The organism is Providencia sp. PROV201 (genome assembly GCF_028479545.1).
GTDB classification, from domain to species: Bacteria; Pseudomonadota; Gammaproteobacteria; order Enterobacterales; family Enterobacteriaceae; genus Providencia; species Providencia huaxiensis.
Genome location: NZ_JAMPNW010000010.1, coordinates 120613 through 142014, shown reverse-complemented (window position 1 = coordinate 142014; position 21402 = coordinate 120613). Strand labels below are relative to the sequence as shown.

The window sequence follows — 21402 nt, the reverse complement described above, 5'->3', positions numbered from 1 at the left end:
CGTTGAGTTATAGCCGTATTCAATATCTTCTGTTTCAATGTATCCTTCATATGAATTAAAGATAGTGCATAAACGAACATAGTGAAATTCAATATTTTTATATCTTTTGGATATAAAAATGAAGTGGGAGAAGGTTGGCATTGAGCTGTTATGTGTTTTTTAATGCTAATCTGACATTAAATTTGCGATATTGGGATGGATGTTGTCCTAAATGTACAAAAAACTATTGCTAATATTGTCTGTGTTTCTAATAATATGCCACACATCATCAAGATGAGTTGCAGTCAAATGTTAGAGTAATCTTAGTAATGGCTAGCACAAGATTTTTTTGCATTGCTGTTTGCTTTTGGTAAAAATTAGCGATCAGCAGGGCAGTATAAAGTTAAACTGGCACTTAATAATAAGCTGCCGTCAATTTACGTTCATAGTTCGAGAATTACCCCGAGTTAAAGAACCCACCATTATGAATCTTACCGAATTAAAAAATACGCCAGTATCAGAATTGATTACGTTAGGCGAAAACATGGGGCTAGAGAACTTAGCCCGTATGAGAAAGCAGGATATTATTTTCTCTATTTTGAAGCAGCATGCGAAAAGTGGCGAAGATATTTTCGGCGATGGCGTACTGGAAATATTGCAGGATGGATTTGGTTTCCTCCGTTCAGCAGACAGTTCTTACCTCGCAGGTCCTGATGATATCTACGTTTCTCCTAGCCAAATCCGCCGTTTTAACTTACGTACAGGTGACACAATTTCAGGAAAAATTCGTCCTCCTAAAGAAGGTGAACGTTATTTTGCCCTCCTAAAAGTCAACGAAGTTAACTACGACAAACCTGAAAATGCCCGCAGTAAAATTCTTTTCGAAAACCTAACTCCATTGCATGCAAACCGTCGTCTGCGTATGGAACGTGGTAACGGTTCAACTGAAGATTTAACTGCACGTGTACTGGATCTTGCGGCGCCAATCGGTCGTGGCCAACGTGGTCTGATTGTTGCTCCACCGAAAGCGGGTAAAACAATGTTGCTGCAAAACATTGCAGCAAATATTGCACACAATTATCCTGATTGCGTTCTGATGGTTCTGTTGATCGATGAACGTCCTGAGGAAGTGACAGAAATGCAGCGTTTAGTTAAAGGTGAAGTAATCGCTTCAACTTTCGATGAGCCTGCAGCACGTCACGTTCAAGTCGCTGAGATGGTGATTGAGAAAGCGAAACGTCTAGTTGAACATAAAAAAGACGTTATCATTTTACTCGACTCTATTACGCGTCTGGCCCGTGCATACAACACCGTTGTACCTTCCTCTGGGAAAGTATTAACCGGTGGTGTGGATGCTAACGCATTACACCGTCCAAAACGTTTCTTCGGTGCTGCTCGTAATGTTGAAGAAGGTGGAAGCCTGACAATCATTGCAACTGCACTGGTTGATACCGGTTCTAAGATGGATGAAGTTATTTACGAAGAGTTTAAAGGTACAGGTAACATGGAACTGCACCTGTCTCGTAAGATTGCAGAAAAACGTGTTTTCCCTGCAATAGACTACAACCGTTCTGGTACGCGTAAAGAAGAGTTACTGACATCGCAAGATGAGTTACAAAAAATGTGGATCCTGCGTAAGATCATTCACCCAATGGGCGAAATCGATGCAATGGAGTTCCTCATCAGTAAATTAGCGATGACGAAAACTAACGAAGAGTTCTTTGATTTTATGAAAAGAGCGTAACCGTTAAGGTTCTCTGTGTATTATAAAAAAGGTGCCTGTTATGGCACCTTTTTTTGTTTTTTATACACGGTAGTCGCGTATAAAAATTAAAACATATCATATTAAGTAAGGCTTAATATTTTGCTGATTGAGTTCAATGGATTAAGATGCCGTTTTATTGCTTTGTTTATAAATAACATTGAATAAATAGGCGAGATTTTTATTAGAACATTAATGATAAACGATAAAAACACCAATGCATGCAAGTTAACCAACTGAATTAAAAGATAAATACTATGTTTATATTTATTTTGTGATTAGCATTAAATTTATTTTCATCACTTTATTATTTAATCATCAAGCGCTTATTTAAACATCAATCGATTAACGCAATTTTAGAGTATTGCTTTTATGGCATGCATATTGCAGCTATTCAGTATAAAATTAAGGGATGTTTCGTTATTAAATCAAACACACTAATAAAGTGTGAAAACTAATAATGTTACAGGGATCTCTTTATGAATAAAGATTCGTCTTATAGCGGATTCCAGTACTAAGATGATAATGCATTGGCGTATGCTTGTTTACCAGCATTCGCTAAAAAATTAGTTTTGAAAGTTAAATATAAAGATTAAGAGAGTCGAACAGTGGACACCATACACTTTGTAACCAATCTCTTCTACGTTTTCTTGTTTTCATTAGTTTTTATTTTTCTGGCTCGAGTTGTTGCAATAAAAATCGGGTTAGTTGATAAACCTAATTTCAGAAAGAAACACGTAGGATTAGTTCCTCTTGTTGGGGGAATTTCCGTTTTCTTTGGGATCTGTTTTGCATTTTATATCACCGGAGAATACATTCCTCATAAGTGGCTATATATCGCTTGTGCAGGATTACTCGTTTTTATTGGCGCATTAGATGATAGGTTTGATATCAGTGTGAAATTAAGGGCTGGTATCCAAGCGATCGTTGCAGTTGTGATGATGACAGCGGCAGGGTTGAAACTTGAATCACTTGGCCATGCCTTTGGCCCATGGGAACTGGTGCTGGGTCCATTCGGTTATATCGTCACTTTATTTGCGGTATGGGCAGCAATTAACGCTTTTAACATGGTTGATGGCATTGATGGACTATTGGGTGGTTTATCGTCTGTTTCTTTTGGTGCTCTTGGCTTTTTGTTATATCAAAACGGTAACTACGCGTTAGCATTTTGGTGTTTTGCCTTTATTGCAGCTATCCTTCCTTATATTCTTCTGAATTTAGGCGTGCTAGGTCGTCGCTTTAAAGTCTTCATGGGGGATGCGGGAAGTACACTGATTGGGTTCACTATTATTTGGATCCTTGTGGCTTCGACCCAAGAAGAAGTACATCCGATTAACCCAGTTACCGCTTTATGGATTATTGCGATCCCTCTAATGGATATGGTTGCCATTATGTATCGACGTATTCGTAAAGGCATGAGCCCATTTTCACCAGATCGCCAACACATTCACCATTTAATTATGCGTTCTGGCTTTACACCAAAAGGGGCATTTGTGCTGATTACATTATCAGCAGCCGCTTTAGCGTGTGTTGGTATTATTGGTGAACATTTAACATTTGTACCTGAATGGGTAATGTTGGCATTATTTTTGCTTGTATTTATGATGTATGGTTACTGCATCAAACGAGCTTGGAAAGTCGCCCGTTTTATTAAGCGAGTAAGACGTAGAGCACGTAGAGGAGCAGTACGGTAACGACAAAACGAAAATAGAGGTTCTGTGCAGTGAATAACTCAGAAACACAACCGAGTCAGCATCAATCGCCAATAGAGCCGGAATTGGATATCCGTGGTTTATGTCGCTCACTGTGGCAAGGTAAAATTTGGATCGTTGCATTTGCCGTTATTTTTGCTGCAATTGCTTTGGGAGCGTCCTATTTTATGCAGCCAAAGTGGAGTGCGACAGCAATTACGGATTTACCAACCGTCAATAATCTGGGAAGTTACTATTCTCAGCAACAATTTCTGCGCAACCTCGATTCCCGTATTAATAATACGGGGGTAGAAGGGCAATTACCGACAATCGCAAAAGAAGCTTATCAAGAATTCACCAAGCAGCTCGGCTCTTATGATACGCGTCGTCAGTTTTGGCTAAATACAGATTACTATAAGCAGCGTTTAGAGAATGACCCTAAAGCAGATGCCGCATTATTGGATGAGCTCATCAACGATATTGAGTTTACGCCAGCAGATGAAGTCAAAAATTTAACAGATAGCATTAAGTTAGTGGCGGAAACTTCCGCTGATGCGAACCAGTTGCTGCGTCAATATACTCAGTTCGCTAACCAACGTGCGACAACGAATCTCAATGATGAAATTAAAGGCACTTGGGCTACGAAAATGCAATCTATGAAGGCATTGGTTAAACGCGAAGACATGGTGGCAAAGGCTGCTTATGAACGTCGTTTGAATGCTTTAGAACAAGCACTAAAAGTTGCTGAAAAACAAGGTATTGTACGTAATCAAAGTGCAACGCCTGTGGATGAAATTCCAGATTCTAAAATGTTTATGTTAGGTGCCCCTTTATTACAAGCACAGATTGAAACATTGAAAGCAACTGGGCCCGATCACGATAGTGATTACGATCAAAATATTGCCATGTTATCAACATTGAGCGTAGGGCCTACCCTCCAAGATAATTTTCAAGCATATCGCTATTTACGAACGCCTGAAGAGCCCGTTAAACGCGATAGTCCTCGTCGAGCCTTTATGATGGTTCTATGGGGAGCCATAGGGATGTTAGTAGGTGCCGGTGTGGTACTTGCTCGCCGCCGCCCATCTTGATTTTGGGATAAGCCACTGGTGAATTTACCAGTGGCATATAAAGTTATTAAGATTACAAAAGCAGCTCACTGCGAAAGATAAATATAAGAGAGTCACTGTGAAAGTATTGACTGTATTCGGCACACGACCTGAAGCCATTAAAATGGCACCACTGGTTCATGCATTAGCTGAAGATGCAGACTTTGAAGCCAAAGTTTGTGTTACAGCACAGCATCGTGAAATGCTAGATCAAGTACTGAAACTGTTTGAGATCATTCCAGATTACGATCTCAATATTATGAAACCAGGGCAAGATTTAACTGATATCACATGTCGTATTCTTGAAGGGTTGAAAAGCGTTTTTGCTGATTTTCAACCGGATGTTGTTCTTGTTCATGGCGACACCGCAACGACGATGGCAACTAGCCTTGCGGCATTTTACCATCGTATACCTGTAGGGCACGTTGAAGCTGGGTTACGTACAGGAGACCTGTATTCTCCATGGCCTGAGGAAGCAAACCGTAAGATTGCTGGGCATTTAGCAATGTATCACTTCGCCCCAACTGAAAACTCACGCCAAAATCTGTTAAAAGAGTCTATTCCTGACAGCCATATTTTTGTCACCGGAAATAGTGTTATTGATGCGCTATTGTGGGTACGTGATAAAGTCATGAGCGACCAGTATATGATGGAGAAACTGGCCGCAAACTATCCGTTTATCGACCCAAATAAAAAAATGATTTTAGTCACAGGCCACCGTCGTGAAAGTTTTGGTGGCGGTTTTGAGCGGATTTGTCATGCGCTGGCAGAAATTGCACAAGCACATCCAGATGTGCAAGTTGTCTACCCAGTTCACTTAAATCCAAATGTGAGTGAGCCTGTTAAACGTATACTGCATGATATTGATAATATTATTTTAATTAGCCCTCAAGACTACCTACCATTTGTTTATTTAATGAATCATGCTTATTTAATTTTAACAGATTCAGGCGGTATTCAAGAGGAAGCGCCTTCTCTCGGTAAGCCTGTTTTGGTAATGAGAGATACCACAGAACGACCAGAAGCAGTTGATGCAGGAACGGTTCGTCTTGTGGGAACAGACACACAAAAAATTGTGAAAGAAGTTAATCGGTTACTGACAGATGACGCGGAGTATCACGAAATGAGCCGCGCACATAACCCTTATGGGGATGGTCATGCTTGTCAGCGTATTCTTGCAGCATTGAAAAGTAATCAGGTGAAATTATGAGTTTTGAAACTATTTCTGTTATTGGCCTTGGTTATATTGGTTTACCAACAGCAGCAGCCTTTGCATCACGTAAAAAACAAGTGGTTGGTGTCGATGTTAACCAACATGCCGTTGATACTATTAATCAAGGTAAAATCCACATCGTGGAGCCAGAACTGGATATCGTGGTCAAAAAGGCAGTTGAAGAAGGCCACCTGAAAGCCTTTACTAAGCCGCAACCTGCGGATGCTTATCTGATTGCTGTGCCTACGCCATTTAAAGGCGAACACGAACCTGACCTCGCGTATGTACGTGCTGCCGCTGAGTCAGTTGCTCCAGTATTGAAGAAAGGCGATTTAGTCATCCTTGAGTCTACATCGCCAGTAGGAACAACAGAGCAAATGGCAGAGTGGATGGCAGCTGCTCGCCCTGATTTAACTTTCCCCCACCAAGCAGGTGAAGAAGCCGATATCGATGTCGCATACTGCCCTGAGCGCGTGTTACCAGGCCAAGTGATGGTCGAATTAATTAAAAATGACCGCGTTGTTGGTGGAATGACCCCAAAATCCTCCCTGCGTGCTAGTGAGTTATACAATATTTTCCTTGAAGGTGAGTGTGTAATTACTAACTCAAGAACCGCGGAAATGTGTAAGTTAACGGAAAATAGCTTCCGCGATGTGAATATTGCTTTTGCGAATGAATTGTCATTAATTTGTGCTGAACAAGACATCAATGTGTGGGAGTTAATCAGCCTCGCGAATCGTCATCCACGCGTTAATATTTTGCAGCCAGGCCCGGGGGTTGGTGGGCACTGCATCGCGGTTGACCCATGGTTTATTGTTGCGCAAAATCCAAAACAATCACGTCTTATTCATACCGCTCGTTTAGTCAATGATGGCAAACCAATTTGGGTTGTTGACCAAGTGAAAGCGGCAGTGGCTGATTGCTTAGTGGAAACGGGTAAAAAAGCCAGTGAAGTGACAATTGCCTGTTTCGGACTGTCATTTAAACCGAATATTGATGATTTACGTGAAAGCCCAGCAATGCACATCACCAAAATGGTGGCGAACTGGAACCCAGGTAAAACGTATGCGGTTGAGCCACACATCCATGAATTACCGACCTCTTTAAAAGGTATTTCTGAGCTGGTTTCGATTGAACAAGCCGTTAATGAAGCCGATGTGATCTTAATGTTAGTTGACCACAATATGTTCAAAGGCATCCAAGGTTCTGCGATCCCACAAAAATGGGTCGTGGATACAAAAGGAGTATGGCGTTGAAACGCATTTTAATCACTGGAGGCGCCGGGTTTATCGGCTCTGCTGTTGTTCGTCATATTATTGAAAATACTGACGACAGCGCAGTGGTTCTGGATTGTTTAACCTATGCAGGTAACTTAGAGTCTCTTGCAACGGTTGCGAATAACCCGCGCTATGCTTTTGAGCAGGTGAATATTTGTGATAGAGCTGCATTAGATGCTGTTTTTGAAAAATATCAACCCGATGCTGTGATGCATTTAGCGGCAGAAAGCCATGTTGACCGTTCAATTGATGGCCCTGCGGCATTTATCGAAACTAACATTGTGGGGACTTACACACTGTTAGAGGCGGCTCGTCATTACTGGTCTGCACTGAATGATGAGAAAAAAGCGGCTTTCCGTTTTCACCATATCTCAACAGATGAAGTTTATGGTGACCTCGAGGGGCCTGATGGTTTCTTCACAGAAACCACGCCTTATGCACCAAGTAGCCCTTATTCCGCATCGAAAGCATCGAGTGACCATTTAGTTCGTGCATGGCAAAGAACCTATGGCCTGCCAACGATGATCACTAATTGTTCAAATAACTACGGGCCGTATCATTTTCCTGAGAAATTGATCCCTTTAATTATTTTGAACGCCTTAGCAGGCAAACCTCTGCCAGTTTATGGTAAAGGAGAGCAAATTCGTGACTGGCTGTTTGTTGAAGACCATGCACGCGCACTGCATTTAGTTGCGACAACTGCGCAACCTGGCACCACCTATAATATTGGTGGCCATAATGAGCGCCGTAATATTGATGTTGTAGAAACGATTTGTGAGCTGCTTGAAGAGCTGCACCCGCAAAAACCACAAGGTGTGGCGCACTACCGTGACTTAATCACATATGTGAAAGACCGGCCGGGGCACGATATGCGTTATGCCATTGATGCCGCGAAAATTGAGCGTGAATTGGGGTGGACGCCACAAGAAACCTTCGAATCAGGTATCCGCAAAACAGTGCAGTGGTATTTGAACAATGAAACGTGGTGGCGCCGCGTACAAGACGGTTCTTATGCGGGCGAGCGTTTAGGTCTAGGAAATTAGGTGACAGTATGAAAGGTATTATATTAGCGGGAGGGTCGGGGACGCGTTTGCATCCTATCACTCGCGGTATTTCTAAACAGTTATTGCCTATCTACGATAAGCCGATGATTTACTACCCGCTTTCAGTTCTGATGTTAGCGGGAGTCCGTGAGATTTTAATCATCTCTACCCCTGACGACTTGCCGATGTTTAAGCGTTTATTAGGGGATGGCCACGAGTTTGGGATTGAGCTGAGCTATGCGGAGCAGCCATCACCAGACGGCCTTGCGCAAGCGTTTATCATCGGTGAAGAGTTCATCAATGGTGACTCGTGCTGTTTAGTATTGGGCGACAATATCTTTTTCGGCCATTCATTTAGCCCAAAATTGAAATCTGTTGCTGAACGAGTAAAAGGCGCAACGGTTTTTGGTTACCAAGTGATGGATCCTGAGCGTTTTGGCGTCGTGGAATTTGACGATAATTTTAAAGCACTGTCGATTGAAGAAAAACCCGTTAAGCCTAAATCGAATTGGGCGGTGACAGGGCTGTATTTCTATGATTCGCAAGTGGTTGAATTTGCTAAACAAGTCAAACCTTCTGAACGTGGCGAGTTAGAAATTACGTCGATTAACCAAATGTACTTAGAACGTGGCGAACTAAACGTTGAATTGCTCGGTCGCGGCTTTGCTTGGTTAGATACAGGCACCCACGATAGCCTCATTGAGGCGGGAACCTTTGTGCAAACCGTTGAAAAACGTCAAGGTTTCAAAGTTGCTTGTTTGGAAGAAATCGCGTGGCGTAACGGCTGGCTGACAGATGAACAAGTCGCTTTTTCAGCACAACAGCTGAAAAAAACAGGTTATGGGCAATATTTAGAGGATTTATTACGTGTCCGTCCGCGCCAGTATTGAGAGCTTGCCATGGGAGAGCGAATTTTTTCATCGCTCAACGGCAAAGTTGAATTTTACGGGGGATAATCTCGAAACCCTCCTTGCTTATCAAATAAATGAATACGATATCGTGCAAGCAAAAGTCGCTGCGTCTGAAACGCAGCTGATTGACGATTTAGCCGGTATGGGTTTTTCATTTGTTGAAGGTGAAATCGATTTCGCGCTGACTATTGGCACAGAAAATGCTTATTTAAAGGCAGGTTTAACAGCGGAAGATCGCATTGTTGTCGCACAAGTGGATGATATTCCTACGTTGCGACAAGCCGCTGAGTCTGTCTTTAGCAAAAGCCGCTTTAGAGCACCTTGGTATCGTGATGGTGATAGCGGTCAGTTTTATGCGTTGTGGATAGAAAAATCAGTACTTGGCACGTTTGACCACACTTGTTTACTGATTAAAGATGCGTCTGGTGCGATATTGGGCTTTGTGAGTTTACGGCATCTGGATGCTGAAACTGCGCGGGTTGGCCTACTAGCGAAAATGCCAGAAGCGAAAGGGCAAGGTGTGGGGCGTAAGTTGATGTCAGCAGCATTTAATTGGTGTGTGGAACACCAAAAAAGACAGTTAAATGTGGCCACGCAAATCAGTAATGTTGCGGCATTAAATCTTTATTCACGTAGCGGTGCAGCAATTGTCAGTACCGCCTATTGGTTATACAGGGGACAACATGATTCCATTTAATAAACCACCCGTTGTAGGTACTGAATTAGAGTATATGAGACAAGCCATGGAAAGTGGCAAACTGTGTGGTGACGGTGGCTTCACGAAACGTTGTGAAGAATGGATGGAAAAACGGTTTAATTGCCCGAAAGTGCAGTTAACGCCATCTTGTACGGCCTCATTAGAAATGGCGGCGATCCTGATTGATACTAAGCCGGGTGATGAAATTATCATGCCAAGCTTTACTTTTGTATCAACCTCTAATGCATTCGTGTTACGTGGCGCGAAAATCGTATTCGTTGATATTCGCCCAGATACTATGAATATTGATGAAACTAAAATTGAAGCCGCAATCACTGAACGTACGCGTGCCATCGTTCCTGTTCACTATGCAGGTGTTGCTTGTGAGATGGACACTATTATGGCCATTGCGAAAAAACACAATTTATTCGTGATTGAAGACGCGGCACAAGGTGTGATGTCGACCTATAAAGGCAAAGCACTGGGGACCATCGGCCACATTGGTTGCTATAGCTTCCATGAAACGAAAAACTACTCTTCAGGCGGTGAAGGTGGGGCAACGCTTATCAATGATAAAGACTTGATTAGCCGTGCAGAAGTGATCCGTGAAAAAGGGACGAATCGTAGCCAATTTTTCCGCGGCCAAGTGGATAAATACACATGGCGTGACATCGGCTCAAGCTACTTGTTGTCTGATTTGCAAGCGGCTTACCTATGGGCACAGTTAGAAGAAGCGGACAAAATTAACGACCGCCGTTTACTACTATGGAAACGTTATGATGAAGCGTTGCAGCCATTGGTTGATGCAGGACGCTTAGTCTTAGCAACTGTGCCAGAAGGCTTAAAACACAATGCCCATATGTTCTATATCAAACTTAAAGATATCGACGAGCGTACCGAGTTCAATGATTATATGAAATCTCATGGTATTTTGACGGTATTCCACTATGTTGCATTGCATACTAGCCCTGCGGGTATCGAGTTTGGCCGTTTCCATGGTGAAGATAAATATACAACATCAGAAAGTGACCGCTTAGTGCGTTTACCGATGTTCTACAACATGACTGATGATGAACAGCAGACAGTCATTGAGCGAATCAAAGCGTTCTTTGCCTAATGTCTCTTGCTAAAGCATCGGTTTGGACTGCTGGCTCTACCCTGATTAAAATCGGGGTAGGCCTGTTAATCGTTAAGTTGTTTGCAGTCTCATTTGGGCCCAGCGGTGTAGGGCTAGCGGGTAACTTCCGCCAATTGATTACTGTACTAGGGGTGTTATCTGGTGCAGGGATTTTCAATGGTGTCACAAAATATGTTGCAGAGCACCACCAAGACCCACAAAAATTACGTGCGGTTCTGGGAACGTCATCGACGATTATTCTAGGGTTTTCAGCGCTACTGGCGCTTATCTTTTTACTTTGCAGTGCGCCAATCAGCGTAGCGTTGTTTGATAGTGAAAAATACAGCTCGGTTATTCAAATAGTCGCTTTAATTCAAATGGGTATCGCGTATGCGAACTATTTCCTGGCTATTTTGAAGGGCTACCGAGACGCATCGGCAAACGCATTAGCCATTATTTTGGGTAGCATAATCGGAGTTGTTGCCTATTATTTATGCTATCTGGTTGGTGGGTATGAAGGCGCTCTCGCAGGGTTAGCATTAGTGCCTGCACTCGTGGTACTGCCTGCGGCTGGGATGGTAATTAAACGTAAGCAATTTGCGTTATCGTCATTGAAGCCCGCATGGGACAAAGCGATTGCGACTAATTTAGGCAAATTTACGGTCATGGCGATGTTAACAGCAGTCACGTTGCCAGTCGCTTATATCATGATGCGAAACCTACTCGCCCAAACCTATAGTTGGGATGAAGTGGGGTTATGGACCGGTGTGACCACCATTTCAGACGCCTATTTGCAGTTTATTACCGCGACATTTTCAGTGTATTTGTTGCCGACTTTATCGCGTTTGCAACATAAAAATGAAATTTCAGCCGAAATTGTTAAAGCATTGAAATTTGTTTTACCTGCCGTTGCGGTTGTCAGTTTTACGGTTTGGTTACTACGTGATTTTGCGATTTGGTTGCTGTTCTCAAAAGAATTTACAGGTATGCGAGACCTGTTTGCATGGCAGCTGGTCGGCGATGTATTGAAAGTGGGGGCTTACGTATTTGGCTATTTGGTTATTGCCAAAGCCGCATTGCGTTTTTATGTCCTTACTGAAGTGAGTCAATTTATATTATTAACGGGTTTTGCGCATTGGCTAATCCCTGAACATGGCGCAGTAGGTGCAACTCAGGCTTATATGGCCACTTATATTGTCTATTTTACCTTATGTTGTTGCGTATTTTTGATTTACCGTAGGCGAGCATGACAACCTTAATACATGTACTGGGATCGAACCTCCCACACCACAATCAGACGGTATTGACGTTTTTTAATGACGTCATTTGCCAAGCAGAAATCGCTCCGTCATCAACACCGCATTTTATGGTCGTAAGCGACGATGCGCAGCTTGCTGACGCTTATCCTCAGCTAAAAATAGATGTTTTTGCGAATAAACAGGCTATTGCCAATAGTGTTATACAGCGTGCCAAGGCAAATCGCCGTACTCGCTTTTTCTTTCATGGGCAATTCAATGCGCCTATTTGGCTAGCGCTGTTATTTGGCCAAATCAAATCCCATCAGTTTTGGTGGCATATATGGGGAGCTGACCTCTATGAAGAGTCTAGCTCATTAAAATTTAAGTTATTCTATATCTTACGTCGTCTAGCGCAGAAAAAAGTAGGGCACGTGTGTGCTACACGCGGGGATTTGTGTTATTTCCACCAGTCGAACCCGAAAGTACCTGCGACAGTGTTGTATTTTCCAACACGAATGGACCCTGCATTAACAATAAGCGAGCCTAAGGTGCGTGAAGGCGCTCAACTGACTATTTTGTTGGGTAACTCAGGTGACCGTTCGAATCGCCATGTAGAGGCACTGAGTGCGATTAAACAGCAATTTGGTGATGAGGTTAAGGTGATTGTCCCAATGGGCTATCCTGCCAATAACCAAGGCTATATTGAACAAGTCGAACAGGCTGCAAATAGTGAGTTTACTTCAGGACAAGTCGAAATCCTGAAAGAGCGCATGGAATTTAGCGAGTACCTGAATTTGCTCAAATCCTGTGATCTTGGCTATTTTATTTTTAATCGCCAACAAGGGGTGGGAACGGTTTGTTTGCTGATCCAATTTGGCATTCCGTTTGTAATCAGCCGTCAAAATACGTTCTGGCAGGATTTAACTGCTCAAAATGTCCCTGTGTTTTTCTATGGTGACAACCTGACGATACCGCTGGTGGACGAAGCTCAGCGCCAAATGAGTTTATTAGATAAACACCATATTGAATTTTTTGCTCCCAACTTTACTGAGGGCTGGAAAGCCGTTCTCAGAGCCGTGGAGGAGCGAGCATGACGCTGACGGAATTAGGCGGCTTAGCACTGGTCTACCTGATATCAATTATTTTTATTGGTACTTTGCTATACAAAGAGTTTTTACGTGCTCGGTTTAACTTCAATATTTTCTTCTCAATGCTGTATTTATTGACGTTTTACTTTGGTTTTCCATTAACCTGTGCGTTAGTGTTTCAATTTGATGTTGCGGTTGTTAAGGCGGATTACTTACTTTACGCCCAACTAGCGGCAACTAGTTTTTATGCGATTTATTATGTCGCTTATAAAACACGGCTTTCTAGGCAACCGGATGCACCACGCCGCGCGTTGTTTAGCATGAACAAAGTGGAAACGAATTTAACCTGTCTGTTATTGATTCTGATTGCTGTCGTGACAGTTGGTATCTTTTTCATGCAGAACGGTTTTTTGCTGTTTAAGTTAAAATCCTATAGCCAAATTTTCTCCAGCCAAGTTTCTGGCGTGGCATTAAAACGCTTTTTCTATTTCTTCATTCCTGCAATGTTGATTGTTTATTTCTTGCGGCCAACACAGAAACGCTGGATTTTCTTTCTTGTTAGTACCGTCGCATTTGGTTTCTTAACCTATGTTATCGTCGGGGGAACAAGAGCGAACATCATTATTGCCTTCGCGCTGTTCTTATTTATTGGGATTGTCAGAGGTTGGATTACGCTGTGGATGCTAGCCGCGGCTGGGGTCGCCAGTATTGTAGGGATGTTCTGGTTAGCCTTAAAACGCTATGGCCTAGATGTCAGTGGTGCTGAAGCGTATTACACTTTCTTGTACTTAACGCGGGACACATTCTCCCCGTGGGAAAACTTAGCATTGCTGCTGAGTCATTACGATGAGATGGATTTTCAAGGCCTAGCGCCGATTATCCGTGACTTTTATGTTTTTATTCCTTCTTGGGTTTGGCCAGAACGTCCAGATACGGTATTGAATTCTGCCAACTATTTTACGTGGGAAGTGCTCAACAACCATTCTGGGCTGGCAATTTCGCCAACACTGATTGGTTCATTAGTGGTGATGGGCGGGGTGATTTTTATACCTCTCGGAGCCATCGTTGTGGGGCTTATCATCAAATGGTTTGATTGGATCTATGGCATGAGCCTGAAAGAACCGAATCGCTATAAGGCCGCCATTATGCAGGCATTTTGTTTTGGCGCCATTTTTAACATTATTGTTTTAGCGCGTGAAGGCGTGGATTCTTTCGTCTCACGGGTGGTTTTCTTTTGCTTAATATTCGGACTGTGTCTGGTGTTAGCAAAATTACTGTATTGGTTATTTGAAAGTGCAGGGCTTATTCGCACAAAAACAGCTTCTTTTTTAAGAAGCCAACAGCGTGAAAGCCGCTAAAGGAGTATCATGGAATCGTCATCAACTCAGTCTTCATCAGTTACACAGTCATCTATTCCACAATCATCTATTCCACAATATAGTATTCGTGGTCATAATATTTGGGGCTTTAAAGATATGGCCCACTTTTTAGACTACTTATTTGCTGATGGGGAAACGAAAACGGGAACACTCGTTGCGATTAATGCAGAAAAAGTGATGATCGCTGAACAAGATACGGCTTTAAATACATTACTAGGCCAAGCCGAATATTTGTATGCTGATGGAATTAGTATTGTCCGTGCTATTCGCCGTAAATATCCTCAAGCTGAAGTTTCCCGCGTGGCTGGTGCTGACTTATGGGAAGGCTTAATGGAAAGAGCCGGTAAAGAAGGTACGCCGGTTTTCTTAGTGGGTGGCAAACCAGAAATCCTAGAACAAACCGAAAGCAAGCTGCGCTCGCAGTGGAATGTGAACATTGTTGGCTCGCAAAACGGTTATTTTACTGCTGAAGACCGAAGTGCATTGTTCGAACGTATTCGTGCAAGTGGTGCCAAAATTGTTACTGTTGCGATGGGTTCCCCGAAACAAGAACTGTTTATGCGTGATTGCCGAACAGTCCACCCTGATGCGTTATATATGGGTGTTGGGGGGACTTATGATGTGTTTACAGGGCATGTTAAACGCGCCCCGAAAGTTTGGCAAAACTTAGGTCTGGAATGGTTGTATCGCTTATTATCTCAACCTTCTCGTATTACTCGTCAGTTTAAATTACTGAAATTTTTAGGCTACTATTACGGTGGCAAGCTGTGATTTTTGTAATTATTTGATTTTTATCGTTATTATCGATGTATTTTACTGACCGCAAGTAGGCTTAAACTTTTGCTTGCGGTCTGAATTCTCCGAATTACTGGTCTCTTCCTTCAAATATTTCTATAATCCCTCAAAAATAATCATATTCGCACCAGTTTGTGCTTAATCTTGCGGCTATGGCATTTTTTTAATCGCCTAATTAATGCTTTTCAAATAATTGCAGTGATTATTACTAACTGAGTTTCAATTAAAACTGCATTTTAAATATCTAACTTTGACAGGGGTATGTATGGGAAATCCACAGCAGGGGCTTCAACGTGGGTTAGAAGCACGCCATATCGAGCTGATTGCGCTCGGTGGAACTATTGGCGTTGGGTTATTTATGGGATCCGCCAGTACACTAAAATGGGCGGGACCTTCTGTTTTACTGGCTTATATCATCGCAGGAATTTTTGTTTTCTTCATTATGCGCTCAATGGGGGAAATGCTATTTCTTGAGCCTGTAACGGGTTCTTTTGCTTCGTTTGGTTATAAATATTTAAGTCCATTTTGGGGATGTCTCACCGCATGGGGCTACTGGTTTATGTGGGTGGCTGTCGGTATTTCTGAGATCACGGCCATTGGCGTATATGCCGAATATTGGTTCCCTGATGTGCCGCAATGGATTTTTGCCATTATTGCAGTGGTATTAGTGGCATTAGCTAACTTAGCCGCTGTACGGCTGTATGGAGAGCTTGAGTTCTGGTTTGCCATGATCAAAGTGACCACGATTGTGGTGATGATTTTAATTGGTTTAGGGCTGATTTTTTTTGGTCTGGGTAATAACTTTGAGCCGATTGGGCTTGCGAACCTTACCGAACATGGTGGTTTCTTTGCCGGGGGCTGGAAAGGCTTCTTATTTGCTTTGTGTATCGTTGTGGCCTCTTATCAAGGGGTTGAGCTGGTTGGGATCACTGCGGGTGAGGCGAAAAATCCTCAAGTCACGTTAAGAAAGGCGATCAATAATATTTTATGGCGCATATTAATTTTTTATGTGGGCGCTATCTTTATTGTTGTAACGCTGTTTCCGTGGACTGAAGTGGGTTCTCAAGGTAGTCCATTTGTTCTCACCTTTGCGAAAGTCGGTATTGTATCTGCCGCAGCGGTGATTAACTTTGTGGTGTTAACCGCAGCGTTATCTGGCTGTAATAGCGGGATGTATAGTGGTGGACGGATGCTGTATGCCTTAGCGCAAAATAAACAGTTGCCTCGCTCATTATTGAAATTAACAAAGAACGGTGTGCCGGCACGTTGTGTAGGTTTTACTATCCTTTGCTTAGTGGCCGGATCAAGCCTGAATTACATCATACCGAATCCAGAGAAAGTCTTTGTGTATGTCTATAGTGCGAGTGTGTTACCCGGAATGGTGCCTTGGCTAGTGCTATTGACCAGTCAAATCCGTTTTCGACAACAAAACAAAGAAAAACTTATCGGACACCCTTTCAAATCGATTCTTTTTCCGTGGGTTAACTATGCAACCTTACTATTTTTAGCCTGCGTTTTGGTTGGAATGGCGATTAACCCAGATACTCGCTTATCTTTAATCGTGGGAGCTATCTTTTTAGGGGGCGTTTCCCTGCTTTATTTCATCATTCGTCTGTTCAATAACCGTAATGCAAAAGTTTAATCGCCGTATTTTGGTTGATTTTTATTAGCGGTACAGTGAAAAGAGGGTAAATATGCTCTCTTTCTCGACGAAATGGATAAAAGGCAAGCAATCGATATTTTTATTTCAAAAAGGACTAGACAGAAGGAGGATAAATCCGTACTATCCTCTCCCGCAACGGCGTTAAGCGCCCGTAGCTCAGCTGGATAGAGCGCTGCCCTCCGGAGGCAGAGGTCTCAGGTTCGAATCCTGTCGGGCGCACCAGTTTTAGCGCTTCGCTACGGTTGGCAAAATGACGTTGTATGTAGTAATATAGCAACGCTTTGAAAAAAGTGAAGTTATGGTGGCTATAGCTCAGTTGGTAGAGCCCTGGATTGTGATTCCAGTTGTCGTGGGTTCGAGTCCCATTAGCCACCCCATTTTTTTGTGATATTGCGAGGGTGGCGGAATTGGTAGACGCGCTAGCTTCAGGTGTTAGTGTCCTATGGACGTGGGGGTTCAAGTCCCCCCTTTCGCACCACGAAGAAATGTAATGAGTACTAAAAAATTCGGCGAGTAGCGCAGCTTGGTAGCGCAACTGGTTTGGGACCAGTGGGTCGGAGGTTCGAATCCTCTCTCGCCGACCAATTTAAAGAAACCCGTCTTAATCGACGGGTTTTTTGCTTTCTATTCTTATACTTTCATACTTCATACTTCATACTTCATACTTCATACTTCATACTTCAAACCGTGTGTTGTTGGCTATGTTCAGCTACCCAGGTTACATACATACTTATGTATGTTCATCGGGATATCTTCATTTGCGGTTTAGCCATAACTAGAATTATCTAGAGTATATTCAGGGTGTTTTTCAATTAGTGACTGGATATAGTTAATTGCTTGTTTTTATTTGTAATTTAACAGGCTATCTCGCTAGTGTCGTAGAATAGATACAATCCATTATATTGATGTCGCCAAAAGGCGACATATTACCTATTGATTTATAAGAAAATATAAATAACTCATTTATGGTGTCTCTAAACTGCGACAAAATAGTACAGCAAGATATGGGCAACAGATGCGTACATTCTTTAATGTTAGAGAGGTTGACTTCCAAGAAGAAAAATTATGTGTAAAACCGGAGGGATGAGAGAGAAGTTAAAAGAGCGAGCTTAAAAAATATCATTTAAAAAAAGTTGGCATGCATTGTGCATTATTCTATATGTAGATGCTCATCTCACTTCTTATGACAGCGAAGCTTCATAAACCCAGAGATGACGCAAAGCCGATTATCGGTGCCTATTGTCCAACTTAGATGATCAAGAGCTCATCCTCTTACCATCAACGAACGGGCGAAACGTTGAGTGAGGCACCATCCGTCTGTAGACCTGATTGTATTTTACACCTGCCTTGTGCAGGTGTTTTTTTGTCTATACAAAATACTTAGCCCCTTAGAAAATAACTAAGAGGCTGAAAATAAAACAGGTATTAGCTTCTACCTTTACTAAACCACTTACTGAACCAGCGAGTAATATAGGTATAGCAGAGGATAATGAATGTAATAATGAAAATGTCTTTACTAAGATCTTCGGTGTTAAACCCAATAACCATAATAAAAACAAAAGGTGATAATACTAGCAGCAGAAGATCAAAGAATATTTGTAAACGGTTTGGGGTTGCAATAATCCAGCGCCAAATAGTTTTAATTACATTCATATCGATATCCCTAATTCATTCAAAACAAAGATGTATATAAAGCTTTATACACTATGTGTTTATTTTATAACATAGCCAAGTGTGTTTTGCTGATCCTTAAATAACGATTATTGATTAAACATTGAGTTATTGATCTGTAATGTTGCCAATCATAAACCTCATATTCTCCTTTTATGATGATTTAATGCGATTAAAGCAATGCATTTAAATTGTTTTCTGTGTTTTTATTTGGGAAGGTAAATGTAGTTGCAGTTAAGCTTATGAATAAAAAAACTCCACTAAAATAAGTGGAGTTTTTAGAAGAGGCTAAACAAGAGTATTAGTTTCGTTCTTGTTTTAATGAGTGGTTTAATGCGTCTTGGCGAATTTTTGCCGCATCGCTAGGCTTATGTTGTTTGTCAAACGCATCGGCTAACCATGATGCATCCTGCACATCAAAACGTTGAGCCAACGCAGCTTTAAAGTAGGTTTCTGCTTTGTCCCATTGGGCGTGTTGTAGCGACAAAACGCCCAATGTACTGTTGAGTAATGGGGTGGCACCGTTTTGTTTTTGCAGATGTAAAAGGGTTTTTTCGATAACTTCAGGGCGTTCACTGTTAAGTTTCGGTACTAACAGAAGCAAGCGTTCATCATATTGCTGTTTTAAGCCATCAATAATTATTTTTTCTGCACTTGCAGTATCACCACATTCAATTAAATGTTCAGCTAAGAAAGCTTGCAATGCGGTTTCATGACGAACTCGGCGAGGCTGTGCTTTCCACCAAGCTTTTAGCCCATCACTACCCCCTTCAGCCATATATTGGTTCATCAGCCCTTTGTAAGCCTTTAATTTCAGTGCATCGAGCTCATCTTCATTGTGTAACTGTACTTTGGCCATGACCGGAAGTAATTCAATCAGCGACTGGTAAGCGCCTGAACGTAAGTAAGCTTGTTCCGCGAGGCGCAGTACTTCGGGGTGCCTTGGAGCTTTGTCGAGAAGTTTATCAATGCCATTACGAGCAGCATGGACTTCCCCTTCCGCTAATTGGATACGGACACGGCTGATATCAACGGGAAGTTGGTCACTTCCCGCGGCTTCTGCGGCTCTATCTAAGTACTGGTGAGTGCGATATTCATCACCACGTTGTTGAGCGGCTTCAGCTGCCATTAGGTAGTTAATCACGGGTTGTTGAGAGAAATCAGCATGTTTGCTCATTAACTTTTCAACCTGTTCGAAATCACCTTCTGCTAATTTCAATAGCGCTTTTTGTGTTTGAGTATGTGCTTTGTGGTATTTACGACCACTTACCCAACCTCTGGTACGTGATGTTGTACTGATAAAGCGACGATAGCACCAACCGAGGAACAACAGCACAAATTGGAGCAGGATAAAGCCTAAAACGAGGCTGGTTACACTGGTTGTGATGTCATAATTGTCAGTACGAATAAAAACATAACCTTGGTGACCTGCTAATAATGGGCCTAAGATCACCCCGGCAATAAGTACTATAAATAGGATCAGGACTTTTATCATAATTACCCCCTATTGCCAGCAGGCTCTGCTGATTCAAAAGGGTGAGGATTATCAGCTGATTCTGCTTTTTGTGTATCCGTGGTAGGAACTGCGGCATCGGCCGCCGCCTCTGTTGACACTTCAGGTGCATCCGCTGCGGCATCAACAGCACCATCGTTAACTTTTGTGTTGTCTGACGACTGAGAGAGTAAGCTGCGAACCCGAGTTTGCATGACTTTGTCTAGCTTCTCTTGGCTTTCTAAGGTGTCAGGCATTTCAATGTCAATCGGCTGATTGATTAAGTCATCAATGGTTGATAAGAACGCTTTAGTTTCAGGCGCTTCAGTATCAAAATAGGCTCTTACCCATGTCGAAGCTTGTTCTAATGACTGTTTGTAAGTGGCTTCTTGATAACGGGGTACAGCTTGCGCTGCGATTAATAATTGAGAACGAATGTTTTCACGTAGGTAAATATCTTGGTTTGGGGCTAGAAGCGGGGCTTCTGAGCCATCACGAGCTCGTACTGTGACAAAGTCATTTGCAAAACTTTTCCAGCTACGCGCCAAATTTTGTTTCCAATCTGAGATGTCATCGCTAACGTCAGCGTTATCTTCACTTTTCGCGTCGCCACTGTTTAAATCCGCTAATCGTAAGTTATCGACTTCATTACTTAGCTGGTTTAAACGTAAAATAATACCGTCATAGTCAACTTGGTTGATCGCAGCTAATTTAGCCATATCACTGTTAATTGACTTACGAATGTCGAGTAGGCTCGGGTCATTCATTTCTGCCAGACTTGAGTCTGCACTTTTTAACAGAACGGCTGCGGTTACTGGGTCGCGGTCATTCCACAGCTTTCTTCCTGCCATTTTGACCATAAAGTCAGCTTGGGCCAGTAGCCAACTCTTCACATCAGCGCTGGACAATGCCGTGACGTGTGCTTGCAACTCTTGCATGCGACGGTTGAGGTTCTCTTCATATTCACGAGAATGGCTTTTTATTTCAGAATTAGCCGCAATTAGTGCGTCTAACCGTTGCCTGTCTGAGTTTTGTTGTTCGACTAAGTCACTTAGCTTTTGCTTTAATTCATTGTTTTCATTAGCTAAATTAATGTTGCTTTGTTGGGTGAAATAGTACAACCCACCGCCAATAGCGATGATAATAGCGATAGCAATTACACCGCCTATCAGACCAGAACGTTTTTGTTCCGAAGAAGGTTTAGTTTTTGGGCGCTGTTGTTCTGCGCCAGCTTCTGGGGTAACCGTCTCGGTTGTTTTATCGTGTTCCGTCATAAA

The 21402-nt window shown here is 42.4% G+C and carries 17 protein-coding genes and 4 tRNA genes; 18 read left to right on the top strand and 3 right to left on the bottom strand.

The window, feature by feature from the left end; translation table 11 throughout:
• Positions 1-463: 463 nt before the first annotated feature.
• From rho to PR809_RS10590, 18 genes are all read left to right on the top strand, one after another.
• Positions 464-1723, top strand: coding sequence for a transcription termination factor Rho (gene rho / locus PR809_RS10675; protein WP_004906109.1), 1260 nt, complete (start codon positions 464-466; stop codon positions 1721-1723).
• Positions 1724-2349: 626 nt separating this feature from the next.
• Positions 2350-3435, top strand: coding sequence for a UDP-N-acetylglucosamine--undecaprenyl-phosphate N-acetylglucosaminephosphotransferase (wecA, locus tag PR809_RS10670; RefSeq protein WP_102139866.1), 1086 nt, complete (start codon positions 2350-2352; stop codon positions 3433-3435).
• Between the two features lie 29 nt (positions 3436-3464).
• Entirely contained in the window at positions 3465-4523 is a 1059-nt protein-coding gene (wzzE, locus tag PR809_RS10665) for an ECA polysaccharide chain length modulation protein (RefSeq protein WP_195697884.1), read from the top strand.
• Between the two features lie 97 nt (positions 4524-4620).
• Complete coding sequence (gene wecB / locus PR809_RS10660) at positions 4621-5751, top strand: non-hydrolyzing UDP-N-acetylglucosamine 2-epimerase (RefSeq protein WP_102139868.1); 1131 nt, start codon at positions 4621-4623, stop codon at positions 5749-5751.
• The gene (wecC, locus tag PR809_RS10655) at positions 5748-7010 is read left to right on the top strand and encodes a UDP-N-acetyl-D-mannosamine dehydrogenase (protein ID WP_102139869.1); all 1263 of its coding nucleotides are present in this window, start codon (positions 5748-5750) and stop codon (positions 7008-7010) included. The genes wecB and wecC overlap by 4 nt, the downstream gene beginning before the upstream one ends.
• A complete protein-coding gene (gene rffG / locus PR809_RS10650) occupies positions 7001-8074 on the top strand; it encodes a dTDP-glucose 4,6-dehydratase (RefSeq protein WP_181489940.1) in 1074 nt (357 codons plus the stop codon). Before wecC ends, rffG begins: the two co-directional genes overlap by 10 nt.
• Before the next feature lie 8 nt (positions 8075-8082).
• On the top strand, positions 8083-8964 hold the full coding sequence (gene rfbA, locus PR809_RS10645) for a glucose-1-phosphate thymidylyltransferase RfbA (RefSeq protein ID WP_102139870.1): 882 nt from the start codon (positions 8083-8085) through the stop codon (positions 8962-8964).
• On the top strand, positions 8942-9682 hold the full coding sequence (gene rffC / locus PR809_RS10640) for a dTDP-4-amino-4,6-dideoxy-D-galactose acyltransferase (protein WP_102139871.1): 741 nt from the start codon (positions 8942-8944) through the stop codon (positions 9680-9682). The genes rfbA and rffC overlap by 23 nt, the downstream gene beginning before the upstream one ends.
• Positions 9669-10799 carry a dTDP-4-amino-4,6-dideoxygalactose transaminase gene (gene rffA, locus PR809_RS10635; RefSeq protein ID WP_102139872.1) on the top strand — a complete coding sequence of 377 codons (1131 nt, stop codon included), beginning with the start codon at positions 9669-9671 and terminating at the stop codon, positions 10797-10799. The genes rffC and rffA overlap by 14 nt, the downstream gene beginning before the upstream one ends.
• Positions 10799-12049, top strand: a complete 1251-nt coding sequence (gene wzxE, locus PR809_RS10630; RefSeq protein WP_102139873.1) for a lipid III flippase WzxE — start codon at positions 10799-10801, stop codon at positions 12047-12049. The genes rffA and wzxE overlap by 1 nt, the downstream gene beginning before the upstream one ends.
• Entirely contained in the window at positions 12046-13131 is a 1086-nt protein-coding gene (locus tag PR809_RS10625) for a TDP-N-acetylfucosamine:lipid II N-acetylfucosaminyltransferase (RefSeq protein WP_102139874.1), read from the top strand. The genes wzxE and PR809_RS10625 overlap by 4 nt, the downstream gene beginning before the upstream one ends.
• Positions 13128-14483 (top strand): ECA oligosaccharide polymerase, encoded by a 1356-nt coding sequence (gene wzyE / locus PR809_RS10620; protein ID WP_094962456.1) that lies wholly within the window; start codon positions 13128-13130, stop codon positions 14481-14483. The genes PR809_RS10625 and wzyE overlap by 4 nt, the downstream gene beginning before the upstream one ends.
• A 54-nt stretch (positions 14484-14537) precedes the next feature.
• Positions 14538-15275, top strand: a complete 738-nt coding sequence (wecG, locus tag PR809_RS10615) for a lipopolysaccharide N-acetylmannosaminouronosyltransferase (protein WP_166264485.1) — start codon at positions 14538-14540, stop codon at positions 15273-15275.
• Positions 15276-15564: 289 nt separating this feature from the next.
• Positions 15565-16941 (top strand): bifunctional threonine/serine APC transporter ThrP, encoded by a 1377-nt coding sequence (gene thrP / locus PR809_RS10610; protein WP_166263937.1) that lies wholly within the window; start codon positions 15565-15567, stop codon positions 16939-16941.
• Positions 16942-17107: 166 nt separating this feature from the next.
• Positions 17108-17184 (top strand) — tRNA-Arg (locus PR809_RS10605).
• Positions 17185-17263: 79 nt separating this feature from the next.
• Positions 17264-17339 (top strand) — tRNA-His (locus PR809_RS10600).
• Positions 17340-17354: 15 nt separating this feature from the next.
• Positions 17355-17440, top strand: a tRNA-Leu gene (locus PR809_RS10595).
• 29 nt (positions 17441-17469) lie between these two features.
• A tRNA-Pro gene (locus tag PR809_RS10590) sits at positions 17470-17546 on the top strand.
• An 841-nt stretch (positions 17547-18387) separates the two neighbouring features.
• Here PR809_RS10590 and PR809_RS10585 read toward each other — a convergent pair.
• From PR809_RS10585 to hemX, 3 genes are all read right to left on the bottom strand, one after another.
• Positions 18388-18615: a hypothetical protein gene (locus PR809_RS10585; RefSeq protein WP_102139876.1), complete on the bottom strand. Its 228-nt coding sequence runs from the start codon at positions 18613-18615 to the stop codon at positions 18388-18390.
• 319 nt (positions 18616-18934) lie between these two features.
• The gene (gene hemY / locus PR809_RS10580) at positions 18935-20128 is read right to left on the bottom strand and encodes a protoheme IX biogenesis protein HemY (RefSeq protein WP_102139877.1); all 1194 of its coding nucleotides are present in this window, start codon (positions 20126-20128) and stop codon (positions 18935-18937) included.
• 2 nt (positions 20129-20130) lie between these two features.
• A complete protein-coding gene (gene hemX, locus PR809_RS10575) occupies positions 20131-21399 on the bottom strand; it encodes a uroporphyrinogen-III C-methyltransferase (protein WP_206276151.1) in 1269 nt (422 codons plus the stop codon).
• Positions 21400-21402 lie beyond the last annotated feature (3 nt).

Bases quoted from the DNA above. Each gene is read 5' to 3' on its own strand.
- rho (WP_004906109.1), top strand. From the start codon at position 464: ATGAATCTTACCGAATTAAAAAATACGCCAGTATCAGAATTGATTACG.
- wecC (WP_102139869.1), top strand. From the start codon at position 5,748: ATGAGTTTTGAAACTATTTCTGTTATTGGCCTTGGTTATATTGGTTTA.
- rffG (WP_181489940.1), top strand. From the start codon at position 7,001: ATGGCGTTGAAACGCATTTTAATCACTGGAGGCGCCGGGTTTATCGGC.
- rfbA (WP_102139870.1), top strand. From the start codon at position 8,083: ATGAAAGGTATTATATTAGCGGGAGGGTCGGGGACGCGTTTGCATCCT.
- rffA (WP_102139872.1), top strand. From the start codon at position 9,669: ATGATTCCATTTAATAAACCACCCGTTGTAGGTACTGAATTAGAGTAT.
- wzxE (WP_102139873.1), top strand. From the start codon at position 10,799: ATGTCTCTTGCTAAAGCATCGGTTTGGACTGCTGGCTCTACCCTGATT.
- PR809_RS10625 (WP_102139874.1), top strand. From the start codon at position 12,046: ATGACAACCTTAATACATGTACTGGGATCGAACCTCCCACACCACAAT.
- wzyE (WP_094962456.1), top strand. From the start codon at position 13,128: ATGACGCTGACGGAATTAGGCGGCTTAGCACTGGTCTACCTGATATCA.
- thrP (WP_166263937.1), top strand. From the start codon at position 15,565: ATGGGAAATCCACAGCAGGGGCTTCAACGTGGGTTAGAAGCACGCCAT.
- PR809_RS10585 (WP_102139876.1), bottom strand. From the start codon at position 18,615: ATGAATGTAATTAAAACTATTTGGCGCTGGATTATTGCAACCCCAAAC.
- hemY (WP_102139877.1), bottom strand. From the start codon at position 20,128: ATGATAAAAGTCCTGATCCTATTTATAGTACTTATTGCCGGGGTGATC.
- hemX (WP_206276151.1), bottom strand. From the start codon at position 21,399: ATGACGGAACACGATAAAACAACCGAGACGGTTACCCCAGAAGCTGGC.